This is a genomic window from Thalassolituus sp., from assembly GCF_984348125.1.
In genome coordinates, this window is sequence record NZ_CFHJLR010000005.1 from 202,115 (window position 1) to 219,102 (window position 16,988).

The 16,988-nt window shown below is 51.7% G+C and carries 15 protein-coding genes; 6 read left to right on the top strand and 9 right to left on the bottom strand.

Features of this window, described 5'->3' with window-relative positions:
* Nucleotides 1-162: 162 nt before the first annotated feature.
* The 6 genes from AC5E51_RS05710 to AC5E51_RS05735 all read right to left on the bottom strand — a co-directional run bounded on the left by AC5E51_RS05710 (nt 163) and on the right by AC5E51_RS05735 (nt 8,069).
* Nucleotides 163-1,398 (bottom strand): substrate-binding periplasmic protein, encoded by a 1,236-nt coding sequence (locus tag AC5E51_RS05710; RefSeq protein WP_297531840.1) that lies wholly within the window; start codon nt 1,396-1,398, stop codon nt 163-165.
* Between the two features lie 104 nt (nt 1,399-1,502).
* A complete protein-coding gene (guaA, locus tag AC5E51_RS05715) occupies nt 1,503-3,080 on the bottom strand; it encodes a glutamine-hydrolyzing GMP synthase (protein ID WP_491778251.1) in 1,578 nt (525 codons plus the stop codon).
* Between the two features lie 79 nt (nt 3,081-3,159).
* The gene (gene guaB / locus AC5E51_RS05720; protein ID WP_076517511.1) at nt 3,160-4,644 is read right to left on the bottom strand and encodes an IMP dehydrogenase; all 1,485 of its coding nucleotides are present in this window, start codon (nt 4,642-4,644) and stop codon (nt 3,160-3,162) included.
* 73 nt (nt 4,645-4,717) lie between these two features.
* Entirely contained in the window at nt 4,718-5,629 is a 912-nt protein-coding gene (locus tag AC5E51_RS05725; RefSeq protein WP_491778252.1) for an alpha/beta hydrolase, read from the bottom strand.
* The gene (locus AC5E51_RS05730; RefSeq protein ID WP_491778253.1) at nt 5,613-7,529 is read right to left on the bottom strand and encodes an Lnb N-terminal periplasmic domain-containing protein; all 1,917 of its coding nucleotides are present in this window, start codon (nt 7,527-7,529) and stop codon (nt 5,613-5,615) included. The genes AC5E51_RS05725 and AC5E51_RS05730 overlap by 17 nt, the downstream gene beginning before the upstream one ends.
* Nucleotides 7,530-7,595: 66 nt before the next feature.
* Nucleotides 7,596-8,069 carry a DUF3015 family protein gene (locus AC5E51_RS05735; protein ID WP_076517496.1) on the bottom strand — a complete coding sequence of 158 codons (474 nt, stop codon included), beginning with the start codon at nt 8,067-8,069 and terminating at the stop codon, nt 7,596-7,598.
* A gap of 152 nt (nt 8,070-8,221) precedes the next feature.
* Here AC5E51_RS05735 and xseA point away from each other — a divergent pair, with 152 nt between their 5' ends.
* Genes xseA through AC5E51_RS05750 form a run of 3 tightly spaced genes read left to right on the top strand, consistent with a single transcriptional unit; the run spans nt 8,222 to nt 10,683 of the window.
* Nucleotides 8,222-9,613, top strand: coding sequence for an exodeoxyribonuclease VII large subunit (gene xseA / locus AC5E51_RS05740; RefSeq protein ID WP_491778254.1), 1,392 nt, complete (start codon nt 8,222-8,224; stop codon nt 9,611-9,613).
* Nucleotides 9,603-10,454 (top strand): peptidoglycan DD-metalloendopeptidase family protein, encoded by an 852-nt coding sequence (locus AC5E51_RS05745; protein WP_491778255.1) that lies wholly within the window; start codon nt 9,603-9,605, stop codon nt 10,452-10,454. Before xseA ends, AC5E51_RS05745 begins: the two co-directional genes overlap by 11 nt.
* A 13-nt stretch (nt 10,455-10,467) precedes the next feature.
* Nucleotides 10,468-10,683, top strand: coding sequence for a hypothetical protein (locus tag AC5E51_RS05750; protein WP_491778256.1), 216 nt, complete (start codon nt 10,468-10,470; stop codon nt 10,681-10,683).
* Between the two features lie 14 nt (nt 10,684-10,697).
* On the opposite strand, the gene AC5E51_RS05755 is transcribed toward AC5E51_RS05750, so the two are convergent.
* Both AC5E51_RS05755 and AC5E51_RS05760 read right to left on the bottom strand, forming a co-directional pair.
* Nucleotides 10,698-11,297, bottom strand: a complete 600-nt coding sequence (locus tag AC5E51_RS05755) for an acyl-CoA thioesterase (protein WP_068437871.1) — start codon at nt 11,295-11,297, stop codon at nt 10,698-10,700.
* Nucleotides 11,294-12,172 (bottom strand): acyl-CoA thioesterase, encoded by an 879-nt coding sequence (locus AC5E51_RS05760; protein WP_301387487.1) that lies wholly within the window; start codon nt 12,170-12,172, stop codon nt 11,294-11,296. Before AC5E51_RS05760 ends, AC5E51_RS05755 begins: the two co-directional genes overlap by 4 nt.
* 186 nt (nt 12,173-12,358) lie before the next feature.
* On the opposite strand from AC5E51_RS05760, the gene trmA reads away from it, so the two are divergent.
* The 3 genes from trmA (at nt 12,359) to AC5E51_RS05775 (ending at nt 16,236) form a co-directional block, all read left to right on the top strand.
* Nucleotides 12,359-13,465 (top strand): tRNA (uridine(54)-C5)-methyltransferase TrmA, encoded by a 1,107-nt coding sequence (trmA, locus tag AC5E51_RS05765; protein WP_491778257.1) that lies wholly within the window; start codon nt 12,359-12,361, stop codon nt 13,463-13,465.
* The gene (gene dbpA, locus AC5E51_RS05770; RefSeq protein WP_491778258.1) at nt 13,462-14,838 is read left to right on the top strand and encodes an ATP-dependent RNA helicase DbpA; all 1,377 of its coding nucleotides are present in this window, start codon (nt 13,462-13,464) and stop codon (nt 14,836-14,838) included. The genes trmA and dbpA overlap by 4 nt, the downstream gene beginning before the upstream one ends.
* A gap of 63 nt (nt 14,839-14,901) precedes the next feature.
* Nucleotides 14,902-16,236 carry an SLC13 family permease gene (locus tag AC5E51_RS05775; RefSeq protein ID WP_491778259.1) on the top strand — a complete coding sequence of 445 codons (1,335 nt, stop codon included), beginning with the start codon at nt 14,902-14,904 and terminating at the stop codon, nt 16,234-16,236.
* 93 nt (nt 16,237-16,329) lie between these two features.
* On the opposite strand, the gene AC5E51_RS05780 is transcribed toward AC5E51_RS05775, so the two are convergent.
* A complete protein-coding gene (locus tag AC5E51_RS05780; protein ID WP_491778260.1) occupies nt 16,330-16,875 on the bottom strand; it encodes a hypothetical protein in 546 nt (181 codons plus the stop codon).
* Nucleotides 16,876-16,988: the final 113 nt, after the last annotated feature.

Genomic DNA, 16,988 nt, shown 5'->3' on the forward strand with positions numbered 1-16,988 from the left:
GGGCCATAAATTGGCCAATTAGTGTCATGTGGCGATATTAATGAACAACTGTCTGATTCACAAGATGTAACGAGAAGTAACATGCTGACATTTACGTATAAACGACAAAAGCCACATTCAGCGGCTTTCAAAGGGGCACTTACGGGAGGATTGTCTGTTCTGTCACTGGTCACTCCGAAGCGCTTCTTCCACATCAATCCCAAGGATCAAGATACCCTTTCTCTCTCCCCGGCTGTCTTCAATTGTCCAGCTCACCTTTACCTGAAACTTGCGCGATGACCCATCATAACGGATACCATCAATATGATATTCGGAGGACGGGTTGCTGATTAACGCTTTCCATGCAGCCTCATCGGCTTGATAGTAATCCGTGGTTATATCACTCTGAGCGGCATTAAGACCTGCACTTCCCACTAGAATGGCTTCGGTAATTAACCCATTACTGAGCTCCTTCACCGACCTCAGATAAGCTGACGTTGGTCTACTGATAGTTTCACTGATCAACGGCTGTTCTGTTGCAGAAACCTCGTGTCGCCATTGCACATCAAGCGCATCAATAACATCAGGAGCCAGTGTCCTTTGCATCTGATTAGAGATATCTAAAGCTGCAACAAGCCTATCATCATCGATGATGGTCCTGATTCTTTTCGCTACAACGGAAAGGAGGTTTTCCCTCTCAAAATCATTCAGCGCGATGGTGTCACCAGCGCAATCAGATATCTGCTGATCAAACCGTCCGATAAACTCAGGATGCTGCTCGAGAAATTGATTAGCAAAGTACACCCCCAAAGGCATGTATCGGACAAAGGTTTTATCCAGATAACTGTTAAAGTCAGAAGCCTCCGATACTAACTCTTCAAAATAGCGCGAGTCCGCAATAAAGGTATCTATCCGCCCGGCCTGAACAAGGCGTACTAACTGCATCCCTTCATTGACCAGCTCTGTGACAGGAATCCCCTCAGTATCAAGCCAGGTCGCCTGATTGCTTGATCTGACCGCACCGATTCTCAGAGATTTCGGGTTCTTCAGGTCGATGGCGCGGGCATGGTACCAGTACCACTTTTCCAGAGCGAAAGGAGCCGACATGGTCGCGACCTTGTCTAGCTCAGGTGAAGGCCCGGAAGTAAAAATACCATCTGCAACCGAGTGTTTAATATCCTGAATCGCGCGCTGCCACGGCATGACCTGCACCGAAAATGATTCATTGATATCACGAAAGATACAACGCAGCGTCTCGGTCGACTCACCAGATAACTCCCCTTGCAGCATCATCTGATACGGAGGCCAGATCGTGGTCCGCAACTTCACCGCACCGTACGTCGGTGCAGGCGCCAACTCTGCTGCAATAACACTGACAGAGAAGAAAGTAAGGCAGAGAGAAATTAGTCTAAATTTCATGACCTTAGCCCAAACGGATAATTGCTCTAATAATAGCAGGCCCTACGAAAAAGCCCGGTCAATGACCGGGCTTTTTCGCGTTCTTTAGTGACGACGCGGTGTAATTATTCCCACTCAATCGTCGCTGGCGGCTTACTCGATACGTCGTAAGCAACACGAGAAATGTGCTCGATCTCATTAATAATACGATTTGAGACTTTCTCCAGCAGCTCATAAGGGAGGTGAGCCCAGCGTGCTGTCATAAAATCAATGGTTTCTACAGCGCGCAAAGAGACAACCCACTCATAACGGCGCTGGTCGCCCACTACGCCAACGGATTTCACCGGCAGGAAGACCACGAACGCCTGAGAAGTTTTGTGGTACCAGTCGAAGTTATGCAGCTCTTCAATGAAGATGGCATCCGCTTCACGCAGCACGTCAGCGTATTCTTTCTTCACTTCACCGAGGATTCGCACGCCCAGACCAGGCCCAGGGAATGGGTGACGGTAAACCATGTCGTAAGGGAGGCCGAGTTCCAGGCCAATCTTACGCACTTCGTCTTTAAACAGCTCACGCAGCGGTTCAACCAGATCCATCTTCATGTCATCTGGCAGGCCACCCACATTGTGGTGTGACTTGATCACGTGCGCCTTGCCGGTTTTCGCCGCCGCAGACTCAATCACGTCTGGGTAAATAGTGCCCTGCGCCAGGAATGGAACATCTTTCAGTTTGCTGGCTTCTTCATCGAAGACTTCGATAAAGGTGTTACCGATCACTTTACGTTTCTGCTCAGGATCAGACACGCCTTCCAGCTTGCCAAGGAAGAGCTCTTCCGCGTCGGCACGGATGACTTTAACGCCCATGTTCTTGGCGAACATGTCCATCACCATGTCGCCTTCGTTCTTGCGCAGCAGACCGTTATCAACAAACACACAGGTCAGCTGATCACCAATGGCTTTGTGCAGCAGCGCCGCCACAACTGATGAATCCACACCGCCAGACAGGCCCAGGAGAACCTTCTGGTTACCGACCTGCTCACGAACACGTTCGATCTGATCTTCAATAATTTTCGCTGGTGTCCACAGTGCTTCACAGCCACAGATATCCATGACGAAATGCTCCAGCAGGCGCTTGCCCTGCAGTGTGTGCGTCACTTCTGGGTGGAACTGTACACCGAAGAAATTTTTCTCGGCATTGAACATGCCTGCAATCGGGCAGCTCGGCGTGGTTGCCATCAGCTCAAAGCCTTCAGGCATCGATGCCACTTTATCGCCGTGGCTCATCCACACATCAAGAAGACTTTTACCGTCTTCACTGACGTGGTCCCGGATGTCTTTAAGCAGTGCGTTGTTCGTCTCAACCTGAATCTGGGCATAGCCAAATTCACGGATATTGGAGCCCTGCACACTGCCACCCAACTGCTCTGCCATTGTCTGCATGCCGTAGCAGATACCAAGCACTGGCAAACCAAGCTCGAACACCACCTGAGGTGCACGCGGCGAACCCTCCTCTGTCACAGACTCAGGGCCACCTGCCAGAATAATACCGGACGGGTTGTACTCGCGGATTTCCGCTTCGTCCATGTCCCAGGCGCGGATTTCAGAGAACACACCGATTTCACGCACACGACGTGCGATCAGCTGAGTGTACTGTGAACCGAAATCCAGAATCAGAATACGTTGAGCGTGGATGTCTTGTGACATTGGGCTTTCCAGATAAAAGATTTAAAAACAAAAGCGGGGATGACTCTCGTCATCCCCACGTCTTAGCATTTTTCAGCGATCAGCCTAAGCGATAGTTTGGCGCTTCTTTGGTGATCTGTACGTCGTGTACGTGTGATTCGGACATACCCGCCGCCGTGATACGGACAAACTCAGGCTTAGTGCGCATCTCGTCGATCGTCGCGCAACCGGTGTAGCCCATGGAAGCACGTACACCGCCCATCAGCTGGTGAACAATGTTCGTCAGTGGACCTTTCACTGCGATGCGACCTTCGATGCCTTCAGGAACCAGCTTATCAACACCGGCTTTTTTATCCTGGAAGTAACGGTCAGACGAACCCTGGCTCTGCCCCATAGCGCCAAGAGAACCCATACCACGGTATGCCTTGTAAGCACGTCCCTGGAACAGTTCAACTTCGCCCGGAGACTCATCAGTTCCCGCCAGCATAGAACCAACCATAACGACGCTTGCGCCAGCAACGATGGCTTTAGAGATGTCACCAGAGAAACGGATACCGCCGTCAGCAATCACAGGCACATCGTATTTCTTCATAGCTTCAGCCACATTAGCAACCGCTGAGATCTGAGGCACACCCACACCAGCAACGATACGGGTAGTACAGATAGAGCCAGGGCCGATACCGACTTTAACGCCGTCTGCACCGGCTTCAGCAAGCGCGATTGCCGCTTCAGCAGTCGCGATATTGCCGCCGATCACCTGAACTTCAGGGAAATTCTCTTTCACCCAGCGAACGCGGTCGATAACGCCAGTGCCGCCCGGGTTCGATGTATGGCCGTGTGCGGTATCAACAACGATCACGTCAACACCGGCTTTAACCAGCGCTTCGACACGTTCTTCAGTGCCTGCACCTGTACCGACAGCAGCACCAACACGCAGACGACCCTGGTCATCTTTTGCAGCACTAGGGAAGGCTTTGGCCTTCTCGATGTCTTTTACGGTCATCATGCCAACGAGCTGTTCGTTGTCATCAAGAACCAGAATTTTCTCAATGCGGTGAACGTGCAGAAGATCCTGAACGTCCTGGGGGCTGGTGCCTTCTTTAACGGTAACCAGCTGCTCTTTCGGCGTCATCACCGAGGCGACCGTCGCATCCAGGTTTTTCTCGAAGCGAACATCACGGCTGGTAACGATACCCACCAGCTCTTCGCCATCAACCACAGGCATACCAGAGATGCTGTGCTGTTGAGTCAGTTCGAGAATTTCGCGGATGGTGCTCGTACTCGGCACAGTGATCGGATCTTTGACCACACCGCTTTCGTATTTCTTGACCTTACGAACCTCAGCAGCCTGTTCCTCGATGGTCAGGTTTTTATGGACGATACCTAAGCCACCTTCCTGAGCAATTGCAATTGCCAGGCGCGCTTCAGTAACCGTATCCATCGCGGCAGAAATAAGGGGAACGTTCAGCTCAATGCCTTTGGTCAGGCGTGTCTTCAGACTAACCTGGTTTGGCAGGACCTCGGAATAACCGGGCACTAGCAGCACGTCATCAAAGGTGAGTGCATCTTGAGCGATTCGCAACATAGAAGAGCCTTCCGAATGAGGTTGTAGGAAAGGCGGGGCATTATACCGGAAGGTCATTCGCCGGTAAATCCCGCTACGGATTCTGTTTTGATGTATCCGCCACGACAGGCGGACACACTCCCCTGACCAGAAAATCCGCGACCTGTTCCCGGAACTTGTTGTATCGGAAACTGGCGATATGAGGCCCCTGCGATGCGACGTAACACCGCATGCTCTCTGGCAGCGCGTCATACAAGGCCTGCCCTTCAGCCACAGGCACAACCTCATCCATGCGACTGTGCAGCTGCATGACCGGAATGTGGATATTCGGGGCGCGATCCTTTGGGTCCCAGTCTGACGGAATTAAGTAAACAAGGGGTGAGACAATGGTACCGACCACGGTACGCTGCAACATCTCTCTGGCCACACTGCGAAATCCGGCAAACGGCGCTTCGAGTATGAGCTGAGAAACGTCATAGTCACGGCCATAGTCTGCAACGAAATTGACCGCGAGCGCTGCCCCCATCGACTGACCAAGAACAACCAGAGAGTGATCCGGGTAAGCATCCCGCAGCCAGCTGGCGCCGGCTTTCGCATCCATAAGAACGTCCGGCAGAATAGGCCGCCCCTGTGATGCGCCAAAACCACGGTAATCAAGGGCCAATACGGTATAGCCCTTCTCAACCAGCCAGAAAACACTGCGCGAATGCGTCGAGATATTCTCAGCATTGCCATGCAAATAGAGAATCACCTTAGCCTGCTTGATTGTTGGCTCGGGCTTGAGTAACCAGGCATGAAGTTCTGTGCCGTCATCCGCACTCAGCCAGACATCTTCATAATCGATGTCAAAACGGTCCGGCGTCTGTAACCAGACTTCTTGCGGGTGAAAATACAGGGTCGTCAGCGAGGCGCAACCACTCAGCCAGAGCGCCGGAACCATAACTAGCAGCGCAACGGATAAGCCTCGTAACCAGCGGCGATACGAAAAATCAGAAATACCAGGCATAAGTCAGCTTCCAGCTGTTGGCAGCCTCAGACGACGCCCACTGACGACTGAAGCCGAAACGCAGCTGAACATTGTCAAACCCATTAAAGGCCTCTTCTACTGTCAGCTCCCGCCGGGAAGTATCGTCCCCTAAAGCTGCGGGTTGCCAGCGAAACTGAATCAGTTCCTGATTCAGACGTCCCTGCCACAACCAACCGGCACGCAAGCCTGCAGATATCTGATAACCGTCATCAAATTGATTATCCGCTCTCGCGGTAAGATCGCCTAATGCAAACAATCGAGCGCTGCCCAGTCGCTTACCATCACGAAGTCCAAGTGGCAGCTGCCACGCACGACCAAATCCAAGATTGAAACGGCTATAGAGCTCACTGCCCTCGTGATTAAACCGATCAAGACCAGCACTCACTGTCCATGCAACCGGGTTCTGAAAACGCGTTTTATGACTGAGGGACAGTACATTTACCAGAGTCAGCTTCTGCAAACGGACATCGCCGTCCTCTGTGACGCGCGTATAAAAATCCCCCATCTCTATCTGCGCACCGGGCGAAAAGCCCTTCGATGGATCAAGGACGTCGTGGTAAGCAATGCGCCAGTTAATATCACCGTGCCATTGCTCTCCGGTATAACCACCACCCACACTTAAACGCGCTGTGCCGTGCCCCTCATCATCACGAAACTCTGGCTTTCTTGGTGCAGGAAAAACATCGCCCGCCGGAAGCTTGCTGCGAGCAGAGAGAATCTGCAGTGTTCGTTTACGAAGCACCGGGTTCGCCTGCTTTTTCTTAACCGACAAATAACGTGCGTAGCTGTACGCCAGCTCAAGGACACGGGTTTGTGATTCTTCAGGCACCCCTGCCAGCAGGTCGCCAATGGGGATATCACTTTCGACCAGAGTACGAGCAAGGTCCGCCTCTTGTTCTGACGCCAGAGCCGCATTTGACTCCATCACAGACGCAGCAGAAGGCCGGTACACCTCTCGCGAGACAAAACCAGCGCTATAAAGAGCACGAATGGTGTCGACCGGCACCGCCTTCATTTTAAAGTCAGCCGCCAGATCTGATCGCGAGGACGCCGCATCGAGCATCGTCAGCAATCGGTAGGAACAGTTTTCATCAAAAAAGAAATAATCGAACGCCGTGTCCTGCAACTCCCAGACATGCCGCACGAACTGATCCACTTCCGCGCTACCGAAGTCAAGCTCGTACTCCCAGGTATCACGGTATTCCATATGCTGGTACTGATTGGTTTTGACGTAATACGGCATCACCGAGACTTCACCGGGATAACCACCAGAAAGCCCCTTGTAACTGAACACCAGCTCATTGTCGGTAGGGTCAGCGTTGGCCGCAAAATTAACACTGTAGGCGAGCAACTTACTGCTGGACTGGTCTTCTCTGTCCATGCGCACCAGCGTATGTCCGTACATGGATGACGGCGAATTGATATGAGAGGCAGGGAAAATCAACGTCAGGCGGTGAGCGTTTAATTCATCACGCCACTCATCAAACTCTGAACATGGCTGGTCAACAAAACCAACCTGCGGAAGTCTGTGTTTTAACCAATGGTACCGCGCTGGAAAACGACACTGCGCAGACGCATTATCGGCCTGATCCGTTAACAAGAAGGCACTGAGATCGGCTACCAGCTCTTCGTGAGCATTGGTTTTCCCCTTCTCAGCAAGAAAAAACTCTGGTGAATCATTCTGACTGATGAAGCGAAACGTATACGGGTGTTGTCGATAATGAAGCAGATGCAGCCATTGCTGATGCAACGCCAGATCGCGAAGCTCATCAGCCGGAACAACTTTGACTTGACTGGTATCAGAAGCAGCGAGAACAAATGAGGAGGAGAACATTGCCAACAAAGCGGCAATCAGAATCAGCTTTAACTGATGACCCACGGAAAATCCTTAACAAACAACACTGAGACGCAAAGAATGCGCCTCAGAGTATGACAGACTGATGTATCAGCCTACGTATTTCTGCAGAGCTTTGTCCTGAGACATTGCTTCAGTCAGAGAACGGAACGCATCACCAGCAGTCGCTTCGGTAGTAAACATGCTATCGAAGTTAGACTGAACAGTTGCGCGGAAAGCAGCAGTATCAGCCGCTTCTACACCCATAACCTGAGCAAGTGCGTCGAGAGTTTCACCCTGACCACGTGCACTGTCAGCAGCCAGCTGATCCATATTGTCGTTCATAAAAGCTTCAGCCGCTTTCAGTGGGCCATTTGCTGATTCACAACCCAGGGTGCCTGAAGTCATACCAAAAGTCTGGTTACCAGAAGTACCATTGGTGGTCGCAGCCAGTACGTGCTCGTGCCATTCGTTAGCATCTGGGAAGACAACCGCAGTACCCAGACCACAGCCCGCAGGACCGTTGTCAGCCATTGCGAAAGAAGACGCAGAAATCAGTGCTGCAGCAGCAATCAGTTTTTTCATGGATCATTTCCTTGTTCTGATCAAATTAGGTCGTTTTAAAAACGACCCGACTAACCTAGAACGCTTTTCCGCCGCTGTCTAGCATCATGACAAAAACTGGCCAAAAACACCTCCTTATGTCAGCCTTTGACTATCTAACCAGCAGATTGTTTATGTATCAGACAGACCACCCTCGCGATCCCGGTATATTTACCGTCTCGGATCTGAACCGCCGCGCAAAACAAATGCTCGAAGTTTCCTTCGCATCTGTGCGCGTTGAAGGTGAAATTTCCAACCTTGCCCGCCCATCATCTGGCCATTGGTACTTCACATTGAAGGACAGTGGCGCGCAGGTGCGTTGTGCCATGTTCCGCTCACGCGCTGGCATGGTTAAATTTCAACCAAAAGAAGGCGATAAAGTTGAAATCCGCGCCAAGGTCAGCCTTTACGAAAACCGCGGTGACTATCAGCTGATTGTCGATGCGATGAAGCCCGCCGGCGAAGGCGCCCTATTGCTCGCGTTCGAACAACTCAAACGCAAATTAACCGCAGAAGGTCTGTTCGCTGAAGAGCGCAAAAGACCCCTGCCCGCCGTAAAACGGGTAGCAATTATTACCTCGCCAACCGGTGCAGCCATCCACGACATGCTGACGGTGCTGAAGCGGCGCTGGCCCATGCTCGAAGTGGATCTCTACCCTGCTGCTGTTCAAGGAGAAGAAGCACCACAGCAATTAATCAACGCGCTGTATCGTGCGAACCGCGACAACATGGCCGACGCTATTATTATCGGCCGTGGCGGCGGTTCACTCGAAGATCTCTGGGCATTTAACAATGAGATTCTGGCGTGCGAAATTGCCAACTCTCAATTGCCTGTTATCAGTGCTGTCGGTCACGAAGTCGATTTTACCATCGCAGATTTTGTCGCCGACATGCGGGCACCGACTCCCTCGGCAGCGGCTGAACTGATCAGCCCGGATGGTCAACAGATACTGCGCTACGTTAATGATCTTCAGCAACGATTGATCCGTAATCAACGAGAGCGCTTTATGCATGCACAGCGCTCTCTGACTCAACTGCAGTCACGATTGCGTGGCCCAAGACAAGCACTGCAATCCAGAGCCCAGCATCTTGATCAGCTGGAAATACGCCTCCAACGTGCGATGACGTCGCGCCTGAAAGAACCTCAACAACGCCTGCAACGACTCCAGACATCATTAGCGCATCTGCATCCACAGCGCGGACTTAATCAGAGTCAGCAATCGCTGAATCAGATACGCGGGCGCCTCGAGCGTGCGATGCAGCAACAACTGCAAAAAAAGAAAACGGAACTTGGTGCCGGTATGCGACTTCTTAACAGCGTCAGCCCGCTTGAAGTCCTGAGCCGCGGTTATTCTATTACCCGAAAAACCGATGGCACCGTAGTACGTGATACCAAAGAGCTGAAAGCCGGCGATGAAATAGAAACACTGATCCGCTCGGGCACACTCACCAGTACTGTGACTGGCGTTCAGAATGAAGCCCAAAAGCAAGAAGTGAAACAAGAAGCGAAAAGAAATGATGATTAAAAAGACAGGCCTTGTACTCGCACCTGTATTGCTCTCAGCATTCATTCTCAATGCGACTGCCAGCCAAACTATTGAGAAATCAGACAGCTCAGAATCAGCACTGCCGAATCATCCAATCGCTGGTGGCATCATCTCCATGCCGTTAAATGAAAACAGCAAAGTTACCTTGAACGACAAGCCCGTTCTGACAACAACGGTAGACGGCCAGCGTTATGCCGTTATTGGTGTACCGCTAAAAGCAGAAGAGAGCCTGCAACTTAAAATCGATGGCAAAGAACAGTCTCAGATTCTTGAAGACTTTGCGTACGAAGAACAGCACATCGAAATTAAGAATAAGCGTAAAGTTAATCCGCAGAAAAATGATATGGACCGCATTGGCCGCGAGTACAACCAGATGACTCCGGTCTACAAAAGCTTCTCGGCAAAATTAACGCCCGACTGGAACCAGATGATCCTGCCAACTACAGGGCCATACAGCAGCGCCTTTGGCTTAAAGCGTTTCTTTAATGGTCAGGCGCGCAACCCGCACAGCGGAATTGATATAGCCGCGCCCGAAGGCAAAGACATCGTTGCTCCTGCAGGTGGCAACGTTGTGTTAACGGGTGATTTTTTCTTTAACGGAAACAGCGTCTTTATCGACCATGGTCAGGGGCTTATCAGCATGATGTGCCATATGAGTCGTGTCGACGTAAAAGAAGGCGATGTCATCAAACAAGGCGACTTATTGGGTGCCGTCGGTAAAACCGGCAGAGCCACCGGCCCCCACCTGCACTGGACGGTCAGCCTCAATAACGCACGCGTAAATCCTAAGCTACTGCTCAGACAAGATCAGCCTAAATGAACGAGGTACTGCCATGAAAAAAGCCCCCGGCACTTCAGGACTAATGCCTGTCAAAGGCAGTGGGTGTGGCATACGCCCAAACATTGAAGAAATGGAAGATTCTGAAGGCTTCGATTTCTCTGCAGCGAGTGAACTGCTACAGGAAGATGAACAAGAAGATCAGGCCTCAGATGAGAAGGATGATTCTCAATCTGAGGCCAGAATGAAACCAGGGAGCAAGTTAGATTAAATCGGAAGGTTAGACTAAGAAATAACCTTATTTTCTTCCGAATCTTTTTCAGCCTCGGCCTGGGCGCGCGCCAGTTCAGCGTCACGCTTTAAGGTCAGCAGATCAATCTTAGCCTGGATTTCAGGCGTTGGTTCAGGGGCGATGTATTCCCCCGGCTCTCGGCCATGATACTTATCAATGGATTGCAGCAGCGAGCTGAAACTGCGCACACGACCACCACGAACCAGAGCAATTCGCCCCAGCGCTTTGCAATGCAGCTTGCCTTCCACCAGAAAACGATGCTCTGAATACAGGTACTTTCTGTCCCAATACAGAACCCGACTCTCGATATCTACCTTAGTGAACGGCTTAATTTCACGCACAAAGGTCACGGTCTGACTGGCGACGACCGTGCGCCAGCCATTGCTCATGATCAGTGGCAGTAAACCAATTTCCGCAAACCACTGAACCCGGCCCACATCAATCAAAGCCGGATACCGTGTATTGGTCAGATGCAGGTTAAGATCCATATCCCAGGGCATCACCCGGAATTTATAGGTCGTCATGGCCAGAGGGTCTTTATTGTCGTTCCACTTCTGGCGGAAGAAAATAAAGATAAAACGAAGCAGCATCATGATTTTTCTTCCGGCTCGCGATAGCGGATCAGGCCTTCCTGAGCGACGGAAGCGACCAGCTCACCTTTCTGGTTAAATACCTGACCACGGCAGAATCCACGGCCGCCGCCTGCGTTCGGGCTATCAATGGCGTACAGCAGCCACTCATCCATGCGGAACGGACGATGGAACCAGACGCTGTGATCAAGACTCGCCATCTGCATCCCCTTCTGCCCGTAAGAACGCGCGTGTGGATGCAACGACGTTGGCAATAGATTGAAATCAGATGCGTACGCCAGAAGCTTAGCGTGCAGATCAGTATCTTCTGGCAGCGAACCGTCGGCTTTCATCCAGAGGTACTTCACTGGATCTTTCTTAGTCGGCGCAAAGATATTGACCGGATCAAGCACTCGCATTTCGATCGGCTTATCGGCGGTATAGATATCGCGTACTTTCTCCGGGAAGTAGTCACGGAACATACGCGCCAGCTCAACCTGCGAAGGAATACCATCCGGTCCCTTCACTTCAGGCATCGCAGCCTGGTGCTCAAAGCCCTCTTCGGTCTGCTGGAATGAACAGATCATGGTCAGAATAGCGCGACCATTCTGAATCGCCTTCACCTGACGGGTGCAGAAGCTACGGCCATCACGCAGTCGATCAACCTCAAACTCAAGATGATCAGTCACCGTTCCGGCCAGCATGAAGTAAACATGGAACGAGTGCGCATGCCACTCGCCTTCAGGCAGCGTCTTGAGCGCAGAAGACAGGCTCTGAGCCATCACCTGGCCGCCGAACAAAGCCCGGAAACCTAAGTCCTGAGTCTCGCCACGAAAGGTGTTTTCCCCGATCCCTGTAGGTTCCAGCAGCTCTACTAACCCCTGTAACACGTCACTCATACACACCTCTCTATTCTCGTCAGACATTTACAACGAATAATTTATAGCAATTATTTACAACTATGATTGGAACAATACCCGATAGAAATACCCAATCATTGGCCGAAATGACATTATGCGCCACACTCGCACTCTTTGCGGGGCCGCGTATAATACCGGCCCTTACGCTTAAGCCCCGGTTATCTCATGTCAGAAATCTTTCCAGATCCTATCAATCCTGCGGAATACGATACCCAGCTTGCCGAGAAAAAGGCACGCCTGAACAGTCTGTTCGCAGAATTCGCACCGCCCGCTCTGGAAGTCCACGACAGTGCTGTGTCTCACTATCGCCTGCGCGCCGAATTCCGCCTCTGGCACGAGGGAGACCGCTGCTTCTACGCCATGTTCGAACCGGGCAACCGCAAGAAAGCGTACGAAGTCCGTGAGTTTAATATAGCCTCTCCGCTCATTAACGAACTGATGAACAAGCTACTGGCTGAAATTCACACCAGTGAGCTGTTACGTCGGCGCTTGTTCCAGGTCGAATTTCTGACCACGTTAAGCGGCGACGCCCTGATTACCCTCATCTACCACAAGAAGCTGGATGACGTCTGGGAGAGCGAAGCGCGCGAACTGCAGGAACGTCTTGGCTTCCCGATCATAGGCCGCTCACGTAAGCAGAAGGTGGTGCTTGAGCGCGATTACGTGACTGAAGTGCTCAAGGTCGATGGTAAAGAGTTCAGCTATCGCCAGATCGAAGGCGGCTTCACCCAACCCAATGGCGAAGTGAACCAGAAGATGCTCAGCTGGGCGCGCTCTGCCTCTGAAGGCATCGGTGGTGACCTCGTTGAGTTGTACTGCGGCAACGGCAACTTCTCAGTAGCATTAGCTGACAAATTTGACCGCGTTCTTGCCACTGAGATTTCTAAAACCTCAGTGAATGCCGCGCAGGTAAACATTGCCGACAACAGGATCGACAATCTGATTATTGCGCGCCTGTCGTCTGAAGAGTTTGTTCAGGCCTTACGAGGCGAGCGCAAATTCACCCGCTTAGAAGGCGTTGACTTAACCAGCTACGACTTCCGCACTGTATTGGTTGATCCGCCTCGTGCTGGGCTGGACGACGAATCCGTGAAACAAACCGCCGGTTACGACAACATCATTTACATCAGTTGTAACCCGGACACTCTTCACGCGAACCTGACCGAACTCTGTAAAACCCACGACATCGTGCGTTTCGCCATGTTCGACCAGTTTCCGTATACACACCACATCGAAACGGGCGTCGTTCTTAAACGCAAGGCAACCGCGTGAGTACTTCATTTAAAGATATAAAAGGCATCGTCCCAGCGATGCAGGACAACCTGCAAAAGCTGGGTTTCAACGACGCGACTGACATCCAGGCACAGTCGCTGCCCATCAGCATTGCAGGCAACGACGTACTGGCACAGGCAAAAACCGGCAGCGGTAAAACCGTAGCATTCGGTATTCCGCTGTTGCAGAACCTGAACCCTAAGTTCTTTGGCATTCAGGGCTTGGTGCTCTGCCCCACTCGCGAACTGGCAACCCAGGTCGCCGATGAGTTACGTAAGGTCGCCCGCTTTACGCCAAACATTAAAATCGTAGTTATATCGGGCGGCGTCTCAATTGGGCCGCAAATCGGCTCGCTTGAACGTGGCGCACACATTGTTGTCGGTACTCCGGGCCGCATTAAAGACCATCTGCGCAAGAAAACCATGTCGCTGGAGCACGTGAGTACACTGGTTCTCGACGAAGCCGACCGCATGCTGGAAATGGGCTTTGCCGACGACATCCGCGACATTGCCTCGCATACCAAACACAAGCGTCAGACGCTGCTGTTTTCGGCCACTTACCCAGACAACATCAAAGCGCTGAGCAAAGACCTGATGCACGAGCCTGAGACGATTAAAGTCGAGGCCGTTCATAAAACCGATCATATCCGCCAGCAGTTAATTGGCTGCGATAAATCAAGCCGCACCGATGCTCTGTTAGCCGCCATGCAGCACTTTGCCATCGAGCAGGCAGTAATTTTCTGCAACACCAAACAGACCGTAAATGAAGTCTCTCAGGCGCTGCGCCATGCCGGATATTTATCCCTGGGTCTGCACGGTGACCTCGACCAGCGGGATCGTGATCAGACTTACATCCGCTTTAAACAAGGCAGTGCCCATTGCCTGGTCGCCACCGACGTGGCGGCACGCGGGCTGGATGTTGATGAGCTACAAGCCGTCATTAATTACGACCTGCCACGCGACCCTGAAGTATATGTACATCGCATTGGCCGTACTGGTCGTGCCGGCAGCGAAGGTCTGGCCCTGAGCCTGTTTACCGAGCGCGAGCAATACAAGCGCGAAGCGATTGAAGACCTGCTCAAACACAACATTCCGGCCATGCATCAGAGTGACCTGACAGATTCGCACGACACGGCTAAGCCGCCGTATGTGACCATCTGCTTTGCGGAAGGCCGTAAGAACAAGCTACGCCCGGGCGACATCGTCGGAGCGATAACGGCTAAAGGCAAAATACCGGGCACAGTGATTGGTAATATCACCGTACTGGATTTTGTCGCCTTCGCCGCCGTAGAGCGTGAATACGCTAATGAGGCACTGCGCTTGTTGGAAAAGAGCCGGATAAAGGGGCGCCAGATCAAGGTCCGGCGCATCTGACACCTTACCTCGTTCGTTATTTTTCATTACTCTCTATAGATAATAAAAAACAACGGATGACGTATGCCGGGCTCAAACCTTATTATTCTGATCAATGCTGCACTCTTCGTAGCTCTGCAACTCTGGCTGCCGTTTGAACCAGCCATCGTTGACGGCCTGAGCATCCTGATCTTTATCGCTGTGCTCTGGTTAACTGAAGCACTCGACGTCAGCATTACAGCCCTTTTAGTCCCCATACTCGCTGTTGCTTTCGGTGTGCTCGACACCACCAAGGCACTCGCCAGCTTCGCCAACCCGATTATTTTTATCTTCCTCGGTGGCTTTGCTCTCGCCTCAGCCCTGCATGCTCAGAAGATAGATACCGCCATTGCTAATAAAGTACTGACCCTGGCACGAGGTCGGTTTAACGTTGCCGTGTTTATGCTGTTTGCCGTGTCGGCCGGACTGTCGATGTGGATCAGTAACACAGCAACGACCGCCATGATGCTCCCCCTGATACTCGGTGTCTTACATCAACTTAATGAAGAAGAGCAGCGCCCTACTTATATCTTCGTACTGCTTGGTGTCGCCTACTGCGCAAACATCGGAGGCATTGCCACCTTAGTAGGCAGCCCACCTAATGCTATCGCCGCGGCACAAAACAACATGACCTTCGCGAACTGGCTGAGCTTAGCCGGGCCGCTGTCGCTGATTCTGCTACCCGTCATGCTCGCGGTTCTTTTTATGGTTATACGCCCGAATCTGAATCACCACTTTTCCACCGGGCATGAACCACTGGAATGGACACAGCCGCGACTACTGACACTGGGCATATTTGGATTAACCGTACTCTTCTGGATATTCAGCTCACCGATTAACAAACTACTGGGCGGCTTACCTAAATTCGATACAGTGATCGCTATCAGTGCCATCGTGGCGCTGGGACTCAGCCGCGTCGTCACCTGGAAGCAGATCGAGAAAACTACCGACTGGGGTGTGCTGATGTTGTTTGGCGGTGGTATCTGCCTGAGCGCCGTACTCAAAGCCACAGGCACCAGCGTTTTTCTGGCTGATCATATTGGTGGCTTCTTGCAGGGCGCGCCGTTAATTCTGGTGATTATGGCCATCGTGACTTTTGTGGTGTTCTTAACCGAGTTCGCCAGTAACACCGCCAGTGCGGCTTTACTTGTGCCCGTGTTTGCCGCCATCGCAGAAAGCTTAGGGATTCCGGCAGTAATACTGAGTGCGTTGATCGCCGTATCGGCGTCCTGCGCCTTTATGCTGCCGGTCGCGACGCCGCCAAATGCCATTGTTTATGGCAGCGGCCATGTCGCACAGAAAGATATGATGCGTGCAGGATTCCGGATCAACCTGAGTTGTATTGTCGTGATCAGTGGGTATGCGTGGGTGGTTTGGTGAGGTTTCCGAAGCGGATGCTATCTAGTTCAACTTCGGTGTCCGTTTTATCGGGGCAAGATCACCAGTCCGCCAACATGTGCTTGTTAGGCAATTTCATTCACCCCACTTGGCCTTAATGTGTTTGCCAGAGCCCTTTCTAAAGCTCTTTCGATCGAGCATTTTTGCTTTAAACTCGAAGTCTTTGTTTATTTTCACGATAAGAAGTTTGCTGAAATTACCGGCCCGCTTCACTAGCACGGCATTGTCGGACTTAAATGGACTAATTGTTTTTATTTCGACAAAATCGTTTCCCAATTTGCCATCGGAGCCTCGTGTATAAGGCTTATGCCTTTTGATTCCGTATTTAGCTTCACCGTATAGCTCGCCAAGCTCTCCATAAATTGGCAGATGCCGACCTGTGACTTCGAAATAATTTCGGGCGGTTTCAACCAATTCATCTAGCAACTCCCATAGCTCTAGAGTCGTTGGGTTCTTTGGCTCACTATCAGAATCCCAGCCCTCTTCATCGTCAATAAACTTCTCAATGCTATCCCAATCGCCATGCTCCCAAGGGTTATAGCCACAGGCAGCAGCATCCGCAATCTGCTCTGGGCTAAAGCCCTCATTATGCATATCGTGCAGAAAGTCCCAGTCGCTCATATTTTCCTCTTGCCTAACGCCCGCATTTGCGGCTGGGTTGGAGCGCAGCGGAAAACCAGTGATCTTGCCCCGATAAAACGGACACGTTCGTTTTCATGCTGCTATTCGCTCGT